Origin of the sequence: Neochlamydia sp. AcF95 (assembly GCF_018342455.1) — a bacterium.
Lineage (GTDB): Bacteria > Chlamydiota > Chlamydiia > Chlamydiales > Parachlamydiaceae > Neochlamydia.
In genome coordinates this window covers 1-16,325 of record NZ_JAEMUC010000072.1, presented here as the reverse complement: position 1 = coordinate 16,325, position 16,325 = coordinate 1, and the positions used below count along the sequence as shown (strand labels likewise).

Here is a 16,325-nt window from a genome sequence, read left to right as displayed (position 1 = left end):
TTCCTCCTTATGATGTTAAGGCGGGAAGCATAGTGATTGGTAATTGCAAGAAAAGGCATAGTTAAAAACGTTTGACACGCGCATGGCAATAAGGCTCTTTACCGACTTTGTCATAGTAATCTTGATGATATTCTTCGGCAGAATAAAAAAAACTTGCTGGCAAAAGGCGGGTAGCTACTTTAATCCCCTTCTTTTCCAATTTTATCACCAAATTTTCGGCTATCTTCTTTTGCGCTTCCGAGAGATAAAAGATTGCCGAGCGATATTGTTCACCCTTATCAGGTCCCTGGCGGTTGTGCTGCGAGGGATCGTGAATCTCGAAAAATAATTTAGCCAATGTTTCATAATCTACAATATCAGGGTCAAATATAATTTCCACGCTTTCTGCATGGCCACTCATTCCCGTACAGACCTCTTTATAGTTTGGATGTACTGTCGAGCCTCCTGTATAACCTACGGTAGTGCTAACTACCCCTTCAACTTTTTTAAAAAGATGTTCAACGCCCCAGAAACAACCGGCAGCAAAAATAGCTCTGGCATAGCCCTCTTGAGTAAATGCAGGGTTAAATGTTAGCGAGGTTGAATTTACACAATGGCGCTGATTCTTTCTTGTCAGCCTTTCTCCAATAAAAAGATGTCCTAGATGCCCGCTGCAGCGTCGACAAAGAATTTCTATACGCTCCCCATCTGCGTCGAGCTTGCGCTCCACAGCACCCTTAATTTCATCATCAAAACTAGGCCATCCGCATTGAGAAGGAAATTTATCGGAGGACATATATAAAGGAGCATCACAATAACGGCATAGATAAATACCTCCTTCAGCAAAGTGGTAGTATTTACCCGTGCCACGCTTTTCAGTCCCTTTTTTTAAAATGATAGATTCCTCGTAAGGATCTAAGGCATGATATCTTTCCATATAAACCCTAATGTAAGAATGTTAATAGCTCAGAGACAGAATTAAATAGTATTTCAGGTGTTTTTCTGAGTGAGGTTAGATCTATACAGCTTTCTTCCCTTATGCAGCATTAATCAAAAAATATGGGGAAAATTCTTACTACTATTTGCTTATCTATTTAAGTTCTCCTCAAAAAAAAACCTCTCTTGTTATTCTTCCCTTTTTCCTATCTATGCAAGAGATCATTATAATATTTAAGAGCAAAAAGCCTCAAGTCATCATCCATTTAAGTTTACAATCATTCTATCATTAAACTGTTAGACCCCGCTTCATCCTTATGGTTTTATTTAAGATGCTTACTACATTTTTCACTCGTCTACCTTTTTCCTTAAGCACTTTGATAGACAAAGGGATCCTTGCAATTAGAAAAGCTGGATTAACAAAAGGCATTTAAAGCAAAAAACAGCATAAATGAAAGTTTTCGATCCACTAGCAAGACATAAACCACCCAAATGTTTTACCAAGGCTAGCCCTATTTCCTGCTAGGTGGTCTTATGTCCCTTAATTTTTTTGCACCTATATTGATATTAATTATTTTAATATTATATAATAAAATTAATCAGGAGGGAAAATTATGGGTGCTCCTATCAATAATAGTTTTCGAGATCTTTATGAAGATGGTAATCTTATCGTTAGTAATAATCCTTTTGCCTCTACTCCCAAGCCTTTTGATATAAATGCTACCGAGCGAGCAGAAAAAGCCAAAAAAGATTTTAAAAAAAATCGAGAAGGCAAAAAAGATAAAAATGAAAAGGATAGTGAGGAAGAGGAAGATAAGCCTTTACCACGTCCTATGGGTCTTTAAGGTACCCTTTAAGATGCTAGGTATTATTCATTGAGAACTCCTAATTCTTTATAATGCTGTTTATTTTTTGGTCCTCTCAAGGCTATTTACCTATTTAAGGAGCTTTACAATTTTATACTAAGAGTCTTGATCTATTTATTTTTGATAGCCACACTAAAGGTTGAAACAAATTTAACGTCAAAAAAAGCTTTTGCATATTAAAAATATTTATTAAATAAAGTACCATTTATCTTAGAGACATTCTCTGAATTATTAAAATCGTTTAAAATATAGGCTGTTTAACCAGGAGCCTAATATGATAAGAAAACCTTATCCTAGCGATTTAAACAATCAAGAATGGCAAGTGCTTGAACCTATAATATGCAAGAAAAAAGCTGGCAAGCCACCTAAGCACGCTAGACGAGAGATGCTTAATGCCATCTTTTATGTTTTAAGGACAGGTTGCCAATGGACAGATCTTCCGCATGATCTACCTCCTTGGAAATCAGTCTACTCTCAATTTTTAAGATGGAAGCAGAGTAATTTATTCGAGCAAATTAATACTTATTTAAGGCGATCGCTTCGCCAAAGCTTAGGCAAGTTAGCGGAACCTAGCGCAGCTATAGTTGATAGTCAAAGTGTCAAAACAACTGAAAAAAAGGGCTCTGCGGATACGACGGCGGCAAGAAAATTAAAGGTAGGAAAAGGCACATAGTGGTGGATCACTTAGGACTGTTAATAGCAGTGGTAGTAAGTAGCGCAGCTTGTAGCGACAGAGATGGGCTAAAAGCACTATTTTATTATTTCCAAGGAAAAGCTTTATGGCCAAAAAAAATGTTTGCCGATACAGGATATAGCGGGGAAGAGATGAAACTAGAAGCAGCTTTACATGGCATTGATTTAACAATCATTAAAAGATCTAAGCTAAAAGGATTTCATCTACAAGCAAAAAGATGGATAGTAGAAAGAACATTTGCCTGGTTTGGCAAATGCCGCAGATTAAGTAAGGATTATGAGGCCTTGCCAAACACCAGCCAAGCGTTCCTCTACTTAGCCATGATACGTCTAATGGTAAGAAGAATAGCGCAATAAATTAATTCAGAGAATGTCTCTTAAGAATTTAAAGGTTGAACCTATAAAAGCTAAAGGGTTTTGCTAAGTACTATAATGGTAAAGCTCTCTTATCCTATCTATCCACTTTATCCTCTAAAAGAGTGTAATTTTTTAGAAGCTTAAAAATTTATAAGCTCCCTTTTTCTTTTGGCACATTTTTAATAAAGAGCCCTTCGTTTTTGTACCTCTTGCTACATATGATAAACATTTTAGCTAGCATTTGAACCTAAAGGCTAATTAGCTCTCATGCTTCTGCAATAAAAGATAGGAATAGCTAAAGCTACTGTCTAATAGAAACTCCTTCCTTCATAGCTTAAGTACGAGAGCTTCAAGATCTACAAGATTAATGGAGCATCATTTTTAAAAGCTTCTTTTATTTTCTCTGCTTCGTAGAAGCCTTTAGGATGGATCTTAGTTAATCCTTTCCCCCCTACTTTGTTAAATAAGTGAATTGACTCGTTAATAGCCTTAAAAGCTTGATGGGAAAGGCCTTTTTCCAAATAAAGCCTGGCTAGGTAGTATTTGGACTTTGCACCAATCATAAGATCGGTTTTTGATAGTTGCGAAGCCTTTTCAAAATAGTCTTGAGCTTTTCCAAGATCTCCAAAAGGACAGTCTTTATCTAAGTATAACTCTCCTAACATCAGGCAAATTTCTCCCGATCTTACATATTGCTGCATCATCTGGATGGCGCCTTGAAAAGGCACGCCATTTTCAATTCCTCCTACTTCAAGTCTCTCGCGTGCTTTATTATAATATTCCTCTTTTTTTTCTTTATCCGCTTCTTGCTGCGCTAACTTTAAGTAGACTCTGCTCAATTGAATATTACAATATCTTTCATTAAACAGATCACGTTGCCCTGCAGGCATGCAAGGGTTTTGTTTAAAGAGATTAAGATATAATTTTTCCGCTTGTAACAAATCATCCTTATCGCCCTCTAAGAGAGCCCAACCTTTGCCTTGGCGTTGAAAAACTATAAAGTCAAAAGGATTGGGATTGTCATACACATCTCGCCGAGTTGTTATTACTTCCTGGATATCAATAGCTTTTTGAAAATATTTTTTTGCCTGATCTATCCCCTGCGTATGAAAATAGACTTTTCCTAAGTAGTGAAGAGCCTGAGCACATAAAGCTGGAAGTTCTTTATGCGCTTTTAAATTATCACAGATTTGCTCAGCTGTTGTGTGATCTATTTGAACTTTCACAAGCTCTAAGCTTTTCTTAAAAGCTTGCCGCGCCTCGAAGAAATTATTGGATTGTAAATAATAATTACCTAAAACATTGTAAAGGTGAACGAAACAAGGCTTTAACTCTTCTTGCAAATCAAATTTTTCTGCATGTTTTAAAAGAGTCTCTAGCTGATTTTCAATGGCTTTTGTTTTATTTAATCCATCGGCAAAACGCATATCTAATTTAAAATTGTTTCTAAAAAAAATAAGAATCTCTTTTAAAGTTTCTGAAGGCTTTATTCCTTGCTTTTCTGCTTTTTCAATTAGCAACTCTTGTAGAGATGGGTGAACTTCCCATCCCTTTTTTCCATCTACAGCGATTAAAGAGTATTTTTCCAACAGATCCAGTATGGTGTTAAACAAACTAGCGTTATTGGCATGCTTATCAAAAAACCACAGCCGCAAAATCGATCGATCAATAAAGTAAGGATTCAAAAAGGGTATAATAGAAAGAAGGGTTTTGCTCTCGCTTTGCTCTTGCTCGCATTTTTCTACACTTAAAGAATGTACAACTTTTATGACCATGATAGCATTATTAAGATTGATAGAACGCAATGAAAATTTCTCGTCTATTCCTGCCCTCTCTTTTAGTCTTTTGATATAGAATTCTATTAAGGCATCAAAGCTATTATCTTGTGGCGCCTCTTTTAAATAGATAGCTGCTTGCTTAATAGCCAAGGGTAAGTAGAAAAGTTCATCCGCTAGTTCGCGTTTTGAGTTATTCGCTTTCTCAACAGCCCAATGATCTTTACCAAGATTATGATTAAAAATCTGGAGAGCTTCCTCCATGCTAAGCGTATTGTCTTGTATATCAAAAGATACGGCCCCCTCTAACTTTTCCTTTGCAACAAGTAAAATTTCTCCTTTTTTATTATTTGGAAAAAACTTTTGCAACTTTTCGTAACTTTTGGCATCAACATTGTCCACTACAAAAAGCCAATAAGGCCTTCTTGCAAGCTTTTTATTAACTTTTTTGATAATGATTTCTTCTTGAGCTGCAAGCGGGACATGAACTCCTAAATCCTCTGCAAGTTTTCTATACGCACGCAAAAATGTGTCTTCGTCTCTCATGTCAGCAAAGAAGACAGTTCTTATTCTATCAGGTTGTTCTTTCATTTTCTTTTCGTAATGTACTGCATATCGTTTAGCTAAAGTTGTTCTACCTGACCCAGCCATGCCTACAATTGCTACCTTTTGTCTATTAGATTCTGGTTCTTTAAAAAGTTCTTCTAATTTATCCAAATTTTTTGTTTGAATCCAGGTTCCCTGCTGAGATAAAATTTCATCCGAAAGTCCAACATGCACAGTTTCTTTTTTGAATGCTCTTTTTACGTAGTCGGTAATTAAAGGACGCAAGACATATAATACTAAAACACCGCAAGAAGTCCTTATAAATAGCTGTTGTTTTTCAAAAGAGGTCATATTTTTAAAATGTTCCTGCTTTTGACTGATATATTCTCGCACATTTTTAATTCTCTCTTCCTTCCCGCCATTTTCTTTTATTTCTGTATGTAATCTTCTTTGCCCTTTGAAAACCCTCACAGCACTTGGTTGCAACTTATCCTTGAACTTGGGGCTGCAAAAATATTTTCTTTTAGTCCAATAAGATCGCAGGCCTTGATTCTCAGAAACTGCTGACAAGGTTACGTAATTTATCCTATGCCCTTTAAGTAGGGAGATAGGGGAATGATTTTTATAAAGATTATGAAAGGCAGTAGATATGGATCTGGAATAGAAGAGAGGGCAGGAGATAGCTTTAGTATCTGTAGGGAAAGAAGGAAGACTTCTTAATTTAGAATAAAGCCCTCTACTTAGAGGAAAAGATGATTTTGAAGAAGAAATTGACATATTGTTCACCTTAAGTTATGTAAAAAAACATGTTTAAAAGCAGTTTAGAAAGCGATTAGCCTGACTTGAAATTTTAATTTGCTTATAGATTAAGCTAGGCCTCTTTGGATATTGGCTAATCCCGCATTATAAGTCAAAAGCTTATCAAAAAGATCTCCATAAGCTTAAATATTTTTTATCCAAGTTAATCAAGCTTCACGAATTTTTTTCCTTGTGCTTAAGCTGAGCTTAAGGAAGAGGTTTAAATAAAGAATAAACTATAAAGTAAAACTTTTTCGTGTGCATACTAAAAAGTCATCTTCACATAAGAATCCAGGAGGCATACAAGCTTCAAATGCGATTTTGCCGGCCTATAAAGCCAAAATATTTTCAAATAGCTATAATATTTATTTAATAATTTTTTTATTTATATTATTCATTATCAAAATTTAAGCGGATTTGTCTCTTATGATCGCTTACTGTTCCCCCCTTAGTACTTTTCCTCAATGAAGTGATTTACCAAGAGGGATAAACTAGTGCGAGTTCTAGCTTATATCTTTACCATTTTTGCCCATATTACCTAGCGAGGAGAAGGTTTTTCTATCTTTTAACTGCTTTTCCCTTAAATAAAAGACAGATTAAACTCCTTTCAAGAAAAAAAGTTAAATAATAAGTGTTAAAATAATCTGAAATATCAGCTAAATGATCGAAAACTTAAGGTTATGAAACGGCTATATATTGGCCATTCATCTATCTGTTAAGAATGATTTAAAATATTTTGTAAATTGCAATCGAGAGGAAAAGGTTATAAAAAGAGGAAACATCGCTCTAAAGCCCTCAATGTAGGTAAATTAAAAAGCAGAGCTTCGAGTGTGCGGAGGATAAATAATATAAAGACCGACACATGCAAGATTCATCTATTTGATAAAGATTTGAAATAACTTGTAAAGTTAAAAAAAGAAGGATTAATCTTGGCTAAGACAAAGGAGAGTAGATAACAACTCTAGCATAGATAAACAAACTTTAGTATTTATTAAAAAAATAAATACTTAACCTTCCATTTCCCGAACCGTACTTTACCTTTCGATGAATAAGAGATTGATAAGAAATTTTTATTTAAAAATGCTTTTTATCTTATCCAAAAAGGATTTACTTTTAGGTAAATTGGCGGGACCTTGCAAGGTAGAAAACTCTTTCAGCAATTTTATTTGCTTTTCGGAAAGCTGTGTAGGTGTTTCCACAAATATTTTAACTAGCAAATCTCCTTTTCCTTGTCCATGCACACCGGGAAAGCCTTCATTCCTTAGGCGGAATACTTTCCCATTTTGGGTACCTTCTGGGATAGTAATACGACAGGTATGGCCATAGAGACCGGGTACATCTTTTTTACATCCTAAAGCAGCTTCTGTAAAGCTAATCGGTAGATCTAGCAACACATCATTCCCTTCACGTTCAAAAATTTCATGCGGCTCGACGTTAATAAAGACATACAGATCTCCTGCTGGCCCACCACCATGCCCTGCATCTCCATAACCGCTCATCTTAAGGCGCATGCCACTATCCACACCTGCTGGTATATGAATTTTAACATGCTGCTTTTCTTTAATTAAACCCTCTCCTCGACAATCTTTACAGGGCTCAGTGATAATTTCCCCTTCTCCATGGCATTGAGGACAAGCCATAGACATGCTAAAAAAGCCTTTCTGCTCATATACTTGTCCGGCGCCATGGCAACGCGGACACTTTTTCTTGCCCTTAGACGAGGGGGTACCTTTACCGTGGCAAGTTTTACAAGTCACATAGTTATTGATGGCTAATTCCTTATCAACACCCTTAGCTGCTTCTAGAAAGGAAATAGTGATATTGGCACGTTTGCTAGCTCCTTGGCGGCGCATTTGAGCTGAGCCTCCCCCAAAGTCATTTCCACCAAAATAACTTTCAAATATAGACTCCCCACCCATTCCACCAAAAGCACCCATAAAAGTCCGTAAAGCTTCATCGACTGAAGAGAATCCTGAAAATCCTCCTCCAGCAGCTCCTGCCGTTGCTCCTAAGCCTTCTTTACCATACCGATCGTAAGTTTGGCGTTTTTTATCATTGCTCAATACTTCATAGGCTTCTGAAATTTCTTTAAAGCGTTTTTCAGCTTCAGCATTGCCGGGATTTTTGTCAGGATGGTATTTGATGGCTTTTTTTCGATAAGCCTTTTTAATTTCGTCTGCTGTGGCAGTTCGTGGAATTTCCAATGTTTCGTAATAGTCAGCCATAATGCTCACATAGATGTCTTGAGAGTGTATGTCTTTTAACTGAAAAAACATAACCACTCGGTGGAATTCAAAAAATTTAGCCTAAAGGGTAGAGGTATTTATTGTAATAATAAATGTGAACACCCTTTGGGAACTTATATTAAATCATCAGCTTGTTACTTAAACAAGCCTATCTGGTTCTAGCGCTGTCTTTTGTATTTTAAAGCAGCCTTGGATTTTGCACGCTTTTTAACCGATGGTTTAGCATAAAAGCGATGGGCTTTAACAGATTTCATTACACCTTCTTTATCTAATCTTTTTTTCAAGGCGCGAAGGGCCTTATCGATGGGTTCGCCAATACGGACTTTTACTAATGACATTTCGCTAAATTCCTAATTTTATAAGTTTAGTAATCACGGCAACAATTTTGCCAGTTTTCTAATGATAGAAGCATCATACACAATCGATGGGTAATTTATCAATACTGAATACTCTTTTGCAATTCTTTCTCTATTTCCGCTTGGGTTTTACGCAAATATAAAATTTCAAGAGGCTCTTTTTGCATGATCTCTCCCCTTCTCCATTTATCTTCCGATAAACGACTTAAATAAAGCGCATCAGGGCCTTTTTCTTCCCATATCCACTGCTGGTTAGGATAGATATTTTCTATCTTTTGTTTTAGTATGCGACTATTAGGGGTAAGTAAATAGCTTACATTTTGTAGATATACACCCACTGCGCTTAAGGGAAGAAGTCGTACTTTTCCCTCCTGCTTATAAGCTCCTCGGCTAGCATGGCCTTTTAGTACATACACGCCCCCTATCTTTGCATCAAAAAGTACAGCATACGAGCCTTCCTGAGAAGGGAGAAATCCTTCCAAACTACAAAAAGTAACCAATGGCTTTCTTAGGGAAAAAGCGACTGCTTTAGCAACCACCACCCCTACCCTTATACCCGTATAAGAACCCGGACCAATTCCTACTGCTACATAGCTTAAGTCTGCCGCTTTTCTTCCTAAATGTTGCAAGCCCCGTTCAATTTCGGGCAAAAGGGATTGAGAAGTATTAAATCCAAAGGGAAAATTGCCTTGAAAAATTACTTCTATCCCATCAAAGAAGGCTGCGCAACCGCGCTCACTACTGGTATCAATTACTAATGAAAACATTCTCTTAAGTCAATCCTATGGGGAAGGGTGAGTTTTTCTAAGGTACGTATAAAAAAGCTGTCGGTCATTCCAGAAATATAATCAACCACCATTTGCACTAAAGAAGTAGAATTTTTGTAATCTTCATTTTTATTAAAGGTATAATTTTTCCACAGATAACTTTCTTCGTGTAAATGATTAAGATCTTCTAGTAATAATTCAAATAAAAGACGATACGCTCGCTTGATCTTGCTAGATTCCACTTTAAGTTGAGGATGAACATAGATATGGGTAAAATTAAAATCGCGTAAAAACTTTAGGGCTTCAAAAGCTTCCATAGAAATACCTATGTAAGCTTGCTCATAACTTATTCTAATAATTTCTTTAGCAAGAGTAGCCAGAATTTCTTGATTTGTAGTACCTAGAAATGTTTTGGGCACCTGCTCTTTAGATATGATTCCTAAACGAATAGCATCTTCAATATCTTTGCCTATGTAACTCATGGTATCACATAGCTTCACTAAGCATCCCTCTAAGGTTCCTGGAATTATGTTAGACTCCGGTTCCCTTGCTTTCTGCTTTTTATCATTCAAGTGATCTTCCCATGTTTTATTAAAACAAGGATGGATGATAGAGCTGTGCATGGCGCCATCGTGACAAAGGAAACCATCATAGACAGCAAGTCCAAGATTAAGAGGCTCTATGTCAGTAAAAAGCCGACATGATTGCAAAGGATGGGCGAACGCTCCATTTTCAAACATCTTTGAGAGTTCGGATAAATACTCCTCACCTTCGTGACCAAAAGGAGGATGTCCCACATCATGACCTAAAGAGATAGCCTCTACTAGATCAAGATTCAGGCGTAAAATTTCTGCTATTCCCCTAGCAAAGCTACTAACAAATTGTACATGTAAGCCACGATGGGTAATGTGATCATTATCGACTAAGTATACGACCTGAGTTTTATCATTATAGCGAGCATACGCTCTAGAGTGAATGATTTTATCTACATCGCGTTTATAGGGTAAACGATAATCTTCCTCATTACCAGCCTGCCGACTATGTTCCGATGTACGGGCGGCTAAAGGATGCAAATAAGCTTTTTCCTGTTTCATTAATGCATGACGATAAAAGGAAAGAGTTTCACTAAAAGGGATGGTCATGTATTTACACTCATTCTTTTAAAATTCCTCATAGTAAATCTTAGTGAAAAATAATTTATAAAACAAGTCGTTTGAGTGATAAACCAAGAATAATAGTGGATAGAAAAAAGTTTTTTCGATGGTATTCAAAAACAGCCTAACTGACCCCCTATTAATGATTAAATATTTTTTTAGAAAATTAACTTTCTTGTTATTCTTAATAGACTAGCTTAGAATAAAGTTTATCTAATAAAACTTTAATAAGAACACCTTTGGCAGGATCTCTGCTGCCTTAAGGAAAAAGCGCTTTCTTAATTGAATGTTTATTCTTTATCCTCCATAATATTATCACTCATATAATTTAAATGGTAAGAGGCCAAGTTTGAATCTAGAAGATATTGAAGATAGTTCTTTTACTCAGCAGCTGGAAAATGCTGTGATCAAGACCCTTGAAAATCAACAAAAAACAGAGAAGAGAAACTCCTTTCCGAATGAGCTATGTATATTTCCTCTTTTGAAAAGACCTTTCTTTCCTGGGATGGCAGCTCCTATAGTTATTGAACCTGGACCTTTCTTTGAAACTTTAAAAATAGTGGCTAAAACTGATCATAAGTCCATCGGTTTGATTTTAACCAGGCAAGAAGATGTTGATATCTATAAAGCTAGCTTTGAAGATCTTTATCAAGTGGGGGTTATCGCTCGTCTGTTGCGAATTATTCCTTTAGAGCAAGGAGGCGCACAAGTTATACTTAACATGGAAAGGCGACTGCGTGTTTTACGTCCTCTTTCTAACTCTAAAGTTTTAAAAGCCAAAGTTTCTTATTTTGAAGATAGCCCTACGCTTACCGCTGAGCTTAAAGCCTATGCTATTAGCATTATTTCTACCATTAAAGAATTACTCAAATTAAACCCTCTTTTTAAAGAAGAATTACAAATTTTTCTTGGTCATTCTGATTTTACCGAGCCAGGGAAACTTGCAGATTTTGCTGTAGCTTTAACGACCGCTTCCCGAGAAGAGCTGCAAGAAGTATTAGAAACGTTTGACATCCAAAAACGCATTGATCGAGCTCTTTTATTGCTTAAAAAAGAATTAGACTTAAGTGTGTTACAAAATAATATCAATCAAAAGATTGAATCCACCATCTCTAAAAGCCAGAAAGATTTTTTTCTGCGAGAGCAGCTAAAAACCATAAAAAAAGAATTGGGGATTGAAAAAGACGACAAAGCTCTTGACAGAGAAAAATTTGAAGGGCGTATCAGAGAACGTAAAATACCCGCGGATGTATTAAAAGTTATAAAAGATGAAATGGAAAAGCTCTCTGTACTAGAGACGCAATCTGCTGAATACGCTGTATGCCGAGGATATCTAGATTGGTTGACCAATTTACCTTGGGGCATTCAAAGTGAAGAGTGCCAGGATATTATGAAAGCTGAAAAGATCCTTGCACACGATCATTATGGCCTAGAAGATATTAAGCAGCGCATCCTGGAATTTATAGGAGTAGGCAAGCTTGTTGGAGGAGTAAAAGGCAGTATATTGTGCTTAGTAGGCCCTCCCGGAGTCGGCAAAACCAGCATCGGTAAAAGTATAGCTCGTGCTTTAAATAGAAAATTTTATCGCTTCTCTGTAGGCGGTATGAGAGATGAAGCAGAAATTAAAGGACATCGCCGCACCTATATTGGAGCGATGCCAGGAAAATTAATTCAAGCACTCAAGTTTTGTCAGACCATGAATCCCGTGATCATGCTCGATGAAGTGGATAAGATGGGAAGTAGCTATCATGGAGATCCAGCATCGGCATTGTTAGAAGTTCTCGACCCCGAACAAAATCGTGAATTTTTGGATCATTACTTAGATGTTCACTGTGATTTATCTAATATTCTCTTCATTGTGACTGCAAATGTTTTAGACACAATCCCCGAACCTCTTAAAGACCGCATGGATATTTTGCGCCTTTCCGGCTATATCATGCAGGAAAAAATAGAGATTGCCAAAAAGTATTTACTTCCTCGCAACCGTAAATTAATGGGATTAAAAGCTAAAGATATCGCCTTTACGACTGAAGGTTTAAGAGCCATTATCAATGGTTATGCGCGTGAGGCTGGAGTAAGAAGCCTTGAAAATAATATTAAAAAGATCATGCGTAAGGTTGCTCTACACATTGTTCGAGAAGCATCCATAGCTGTAGAAAAACCTCGTAAAAATAACAAGCAAAAGCCTACCCAAGTTTCAACTCCTTCTTATCGTGTTACTCCCACGAGTTTACATGAATATCTTGGTAAGCCTATATTTACCTCAGATCGTTTTTATGAACATAATCCTATCGGGGTTAGCACAGGCTTAGCATGGACTTCAATGGGTGGAGCCACCCTCTACATTGAAGCAATTAAAGTAGCCGCGGAAAAAACGGAGATGAAGCTAACGGGCCAAGCGGGCCAGGTCATGAAAGAATCTTCTGAGATTGCCTGGAGCTATTTACATAGCGCCTTAAACAAATATGCCCCCAGCTATAGTTTTTTTGAAAAAGCGCAAGTTCATATTCATATCCCTGAAGGTGCTACTCCTAAAGATGGCCCATCGGCGGGCATCACCATGGTTACAGCCTTATTATCTTTGTTAACCAATACCCCTGTGCTTAACAATTTAGGAATGACAGGAGAGCTAACTTTAACCGGCCGCATTTTGCCTATAGGGGGAGTAAAAGAAAAGCTAGTGGCAGCTAGACGCTCGGGTCTAAAAACTCTTATCTTTCCTAAAGATAATTTAAGAGACTACGAGGAACTTCCTGAGTACATCAAAAAGGGAATAGACATCCATTTCGTTCAACATTATGATGAAGTCTTTCATATTGCCTTTCCTGATCTTGGGCAAGCTCTAGAAGTTAAGCTGGAAAAATAGAAATTTAAAAAAGTTCTCCGTAATAGCTGACTTTGCGGGAATGCATGCATATAAACTATTTAAATATCTAAGAAAATATTAATAGCCTATATTCCCGCATTTTTTTATAAGCCTTTCGGTATGAGTAATTTATAAAATCTAAATTTAAGGATTAACTTTTACAAGCATTTAGCAATCAGTAATTTAAACTAAAAAAAGCATGCGGGTAATAGAGTATAGAAAAACTTTGTCTTTTGTTTAGGCAAGCTTTTATTAATAAAGATCAAATTCAAGCAAGCGACTATCGACGCTACTATTAGTAATAACATGGCGACGACTCGCTGATAATCCAATTTCTTTAACCAAAGGTGTATTAGCCGTAAAAACAAATCCTCGCGCAGGTTTAGAAACTTTATGCTTCATAAAGTCTCCCAGCGCTCTGTATAGTGGAATAAGCGTATCTACACTGTCTAATCTTTTTCCATGAGGAGGGTTTGTTAAAATCATGGTAGGCAAGATTGAAGGACTAAACTCTCTAAAGTCGGCTTGCTTGACTAAGACATCCTTTAAAAACCCTGCAGCCCGCAAGTTACCCTGGCAGATACGCGCTACATTTTTATTGATATCTATCCCAAATAAATGATTTTTGGGGATCGCTTGCCGTAAAGCATCTATTTCCGTTTTTACTTTCAACCATTCTTCAAAAGAAAAATGAGGTAAGAGCATAAATCCCCACTTTTGACGCAAATAGCCAGGCGCGGTGCGCGAAGCGATTAATGCAGCTTCTATTAATAACGTTCCTCCCCCGCAACAAGGATCTAGTAAAATTTCATGAGGTTGATAATCAGCTAGGCGTAGCAAGGCTGCAGCTAAAGATTCCTGCAAAGGGGCTTCTGCCGACTCTTGCCGATAACCTCGTTTATGCAAGGGAGTTCCAGAAGTATCTACGCTAATAGTCGCTTGATTATCATGAATAAATAAATTTAATTGCACATCAGGATTTTTAACATTTACACTTGGGCGATTGCCGGTCTTTGCCCGTATTTGATCACAAATAGCATCTTTAAGAACCTGCGCTGCGAATAAGCTATTCTTTAGCTGACGATGGGAAACATTAGCATCTATGGCAAAATTTTTTCCTGAAGGTAAGTATTTTAGCCAATCAATACTGCTTCCCCCTTTGTACAAGCCTTTTTGATCATAGCAGGGAAACTGAGCAAGCGGAAGTAAAACCCTTCCTGCTATACGAGAGCAATAATTAAGGCGAAAAATAGCGGGGAAACTTTTATCCAAGACATAAACCCCTCGGAATCCTTCTCGTACCTGTTGAAAGCCTAATTCCGCTAATTCTTGGATTAATAAAGATTCTAAGCCTTGTCCACAAGTCACAAATAGATGATTAGGATTTTCTAACACAATAAAACCTGCTTAATTATGCATAAATAAAATAACATCGCCGTCTTTTACCACATATTCTCGTCCCTCAGAGCGAGCTTTTCCAGCTTCACGTGCGGCTACACGGCCTTTATAAGCAACCATATCTTCATAAGAAACGACTTCGGCACGAATAAATCCCTTTTGGATGTCTGAGTGGATCTTACCAGCAGCTTCTGCCGCCGAGGTACCTCTATTGATAGTCCAAGCGCGCGTTTCAATTTCCCCGGTGGTGATATAACTAATAAGCCCTAACATCTCATAGGAAGCTCTAATTAAGCGCTGAAGCCCCGATTCTTGCAATCCTAAGCTGTCTAAAAATTGTTCACGTTCGCTTAAATTAAGCTGGGCAATCTCCTCTTCTATACGAGCACAAATAGAAATTACAACATTACCCTCTGCAGCCGCATAGTCACGCACGCGCTTTACATAAGAATTTTCCATGTCGGGAAGATCGTTTTCCGAAACATTAGCAGCATAAATGACTTTTTTCATGGTCAATAAGGGATAAAGCTGAAGAACTTCCCGCTCTTCGGGTGTAAATTCTAACATTCTTACCGGCTTGTTGGCATTTAAGTGCTCTTGCACACGATTAAGGACCGCCAAGGTTAAGGCTAGCTCTTTTTTTCCTTTAAGCTGCTTTTCAACGCGAGGTATAGCATTTTCAATCATCTGCAGATCTGCTAAGCACAGCTCAAGGTTAATCACTTCGATATCTCTGATAGGATCTGTTTGCCCTGATACATGCACGATATCGGAAGAATCAAAACAACGCACTACATGAACGATAGCATCTGTTTCTCGAATATTTGCCAAAAATTTGTTCCCTAAGCCTTCGCCTTGGGAAGCACCCGCCACTAGCCCAGCAATATCGACAAACTCCATAGTCGCATAAATGATTTTATTGCTATGGGAGATCTCAGATAAAACATGTAGCCTTGCATCTGGTACTTCTACCACTCCAACATTCGGATCGATAGTACAAAAAGGATAATTAGATGCAGGTGCTTGATTGGATGTTAGAGCATTAAATAAAGTAGATTTTCCCACATTTGGGAGGCCTACAATGCCGCAAGAAAGTCGGCCGGCTGCCATATAGATACCTCATAGTAATTGGTGGCAAAAGTATAGGAGGAAATAGTAAAAAAAACAATAGAGAATAATGAGCGGCTTTAGAATGAGAAGGAGATGGGATAAGGGTGTTTTTTCTGCTGACTGCTCATAGAAAAATTAGAGGGTAAGCTTAATTTTTAGCTATTTAAAGAGGATATTTATAAAATGATTGTTCTTGATCGAAAAACTTGCCAATCCTTGAAAAGGATATTCCTCCTTTTTATTTCCTAATAAAATTTTTCTCCTTAACAGAGGGTGTAATTAAAAGTGTTGGCAAGATAAGGAAGGATTAATACATACTGAAAGTGTAGCAAAAGGAGGTTGCATATGCTTAACGAAGAAGAAGTTAATAAAGTATTTAATCGCTTAAAGGAGCATCCCGGTCTATTAGAATCCATTAAAGATTTATTAGATATTACCGAAGGAGTTAAAGGGATTGAAGTGGCGGATGATGCTGAAT

10 protein-coding genes and 1 pseudogene are annotated in these 16,325 nt (G+C 37.2%); 3 read left to right on the top strand and 8 right to left on the bottom strand.

Translation table 11 applies throughout. The features are described 5' to 3' along the window. Positions 1–61 precede the first annotated feature (61 nt). Complete coding sequence (locus tag NEOC95_RS08590) at positions 62–916, bottom strand: bifunctional methionine sulfoxide reductase B/A protein (RefSeq protein WP_213152510.1); 855 nt, start codon at positions 914–916, stop codon at positions 62–64. 613 nt (positions 917–1,529) lie between these two features. On the opposite strand from NEOC95_RS08590, the gene NEOC95_RS08585 reads away from it, so the two are divergent. Continuing rightward, on the top strand, positions 1,530–1,760 hold the full coding sequence (locus tag NEOC95_RS08585; RefSeq protein WP_213152509.1) for a hypothetical protein: 231 nt from the start codon (positions 1,530–1,532) through the stop codon (positions 1,758–1,760). A gap of 295 nt (positions 1,761–2,055) precedes the next feature. Next, positions 2,056–2,831: pseudogene (locus tag NEOC95_RS09630) on the top strand (IS5 family transposase). A gap of 356 nt (positions 2,832–3,187) precedes the next feature. On the opposite strand, the gene NEOC95_RS08570 reads toward NEOC95_RS09630, so the two are convergent. From NEOC95_RS08570 to NEOC95_RS08550, 5 genes are all read right to left on the bottom strand, one after another. Further along, positions 3,188–5,929, bottom strand: a complete 2,742-nt coding sequence (locus NEOC95_RS08570) for a tetratricopeptide repeat protein (RefSeq protein WP_213152507.1) — start codon at positions 5,927–5,929, stop codon at positions 3,188–3,190. A gap of 1,091 nt (positions 5,930–7,020) precedes the next feature. Beyond that, positions 7,021–8,175 carry a molecular chaperone DnaJ gene (dnaJ, locus tag NEOC95_RS08565; protein ID WP_213152551.1) on the bottom strand — a complete coding sequence of 385 codons (1,155 nt, stop codon included), beginning with the start codon at positions 8,173–8,175 and terminating at the stop codon, positions 7,021–7,023. A 179-nt stretch (positions 8,176–8,354) separates the two neighbouring features. Next, positions 8,355–8,534 (bottom strand): 30S ribosomal protein S21, encoded by a 180-nt coding sequence (gene rpsU / locus NEOC95_RS08560; protein WP_039384980.1) that lies wholly within the window; start codon positions 8,532–8,534, stop codon positions 8,355–8,357. A gap of 98 nt (positions 8,535–8,632) precedes the next feature. Beyond that, positions 8,633–9,319, bottom strand: coding sequence for a tRNA (adenosine(37)-N6)-threonylcarbamoyltransferase complex dimerization subunit type 1 TsaB (gene tsaB, locus NEOC95_RS08555; RefSeq protein ID WP_213152506.1), 687 nt, complete (start codon positions 9,317–9,319; stop codon positions 8,633–8,635). Next, positions 9,307–10,461, bottom strand: coding sequence for a deoxyguanosinetriphosphate triphosphohydrolase family protein (locus NEOC95_RS08550; RefSeq protein ID WP_166155383.1), 1,155 nt, complete (start codon positions 10,459–10,461; stop codon positions 9,307–9,309). The genes tsaB and NEOC95_RS08550 overlap by 13 nt, the downstream gene beginning before the upstream one ends. 415 nt (positions 10,462–10,876) lie before the next feature. Here NEOC95_RS08550 and lon point away from each other — a divergent pair, with 415 nt between their 5' ends. Then, on the top strand, positions 10,877–13,339 hold the full coding sequence (lon, locus tag NEOC95_RS08545; RefSeq protein ID WP_502710283.1) for an endopeptidase La: 2,463 nt from the start codon (positions 10,877–10,879) through the stop codon (positions 13,337–13,339). A 252-nt stretch (positions 13,340–13,591) separates the two neighbouring features. Here lon and NEOC95_RS08540 read toward each other — a convergent pair whose 3' ends face one another. Next, positions 13,592–14,734, bottom strand: a complete 1,143-nt coding sequence (locus NEOC95_RS08540) for a THUMP domain-containing protein (RefSeq protein WP_213152504.1) — start codon at positions 14,732–14,734, stop codon at positions 13,592–13,594. A 12-nt stretch (positions 14,735–14,746) separates the two neighbouring features. Further along, positions 14,747–15,847, bottom strand: coding sequence for a redox-regulated ATPase YchF (gene ychF / locus NEOC95_RS08535; protein ID WP_213152503.1), 1,101 nt, complete (start codon positions 15,845–15,847; stop codon positions 14,747–14,749). Positions 15,848–16,325: the final 478 nt, after the last annotated feature.

Excerpts from the sequence above, each read along its gene's own strand:
- tsaB (WP_213152506.1), bottom strand. The coding sequence starts at position 9,319 with ATGTTTTCATTAGTAATTGATACCAGTAGTGAGCGCGGTTGCGCAGCC.
- NEOC95_RS08585 (WP_213152509.1), top strand. The coding sequence starts at position 1,530 with ATGGGTGCTCCTATCAATAATAGTTTTCGAGATCTTTATGAAGATGGT.
- rpsU (WP_039384980.1), bottom strand. The coding sequence starts at position 8,534 with ATGTCATTAGTAAAAGTCCGTATTGGCGAACCCATCGATAAGGCCCTT.
- dnaJ (WP_213152551.1), bottom strand. The coding sequence starts at position 8,175 with ATGGCTGACTATTACGAAACATTGGAAATTCCACGAACTGCCACAGCA.
- NEOC95_RS08550 (WP_166155383.1), bottom strand. The coding sequence starts at position 10,461 with ATGACCATCCCTTTTAGTGAAACTCTTTCCTTTTATCGTCATGCATTA.
- ychF (WP_213152503.1), bottom strand. The coding sequence starts at position 15,847 with ATGGCAGCCGGCCGACTTTCTTGCGGCATTGTAGGCCTCCCAAATGTG.
- NEOC95_RS08590 (WP_213152510.1), bottom strand. The coding sequence starts at position 916 with ATGGAAAGATATCATGCCTTAGATCCTTACGAGGAATCTATCATTTTA.
- NEOC95_RS08570 (WP_213152507.1), bottom strand. The coding sequence starts at position 5,929 with ATGTCAATTTCTTCTTCAAAATCATCTTTTCCTCTAAGTAGAGGGCTT.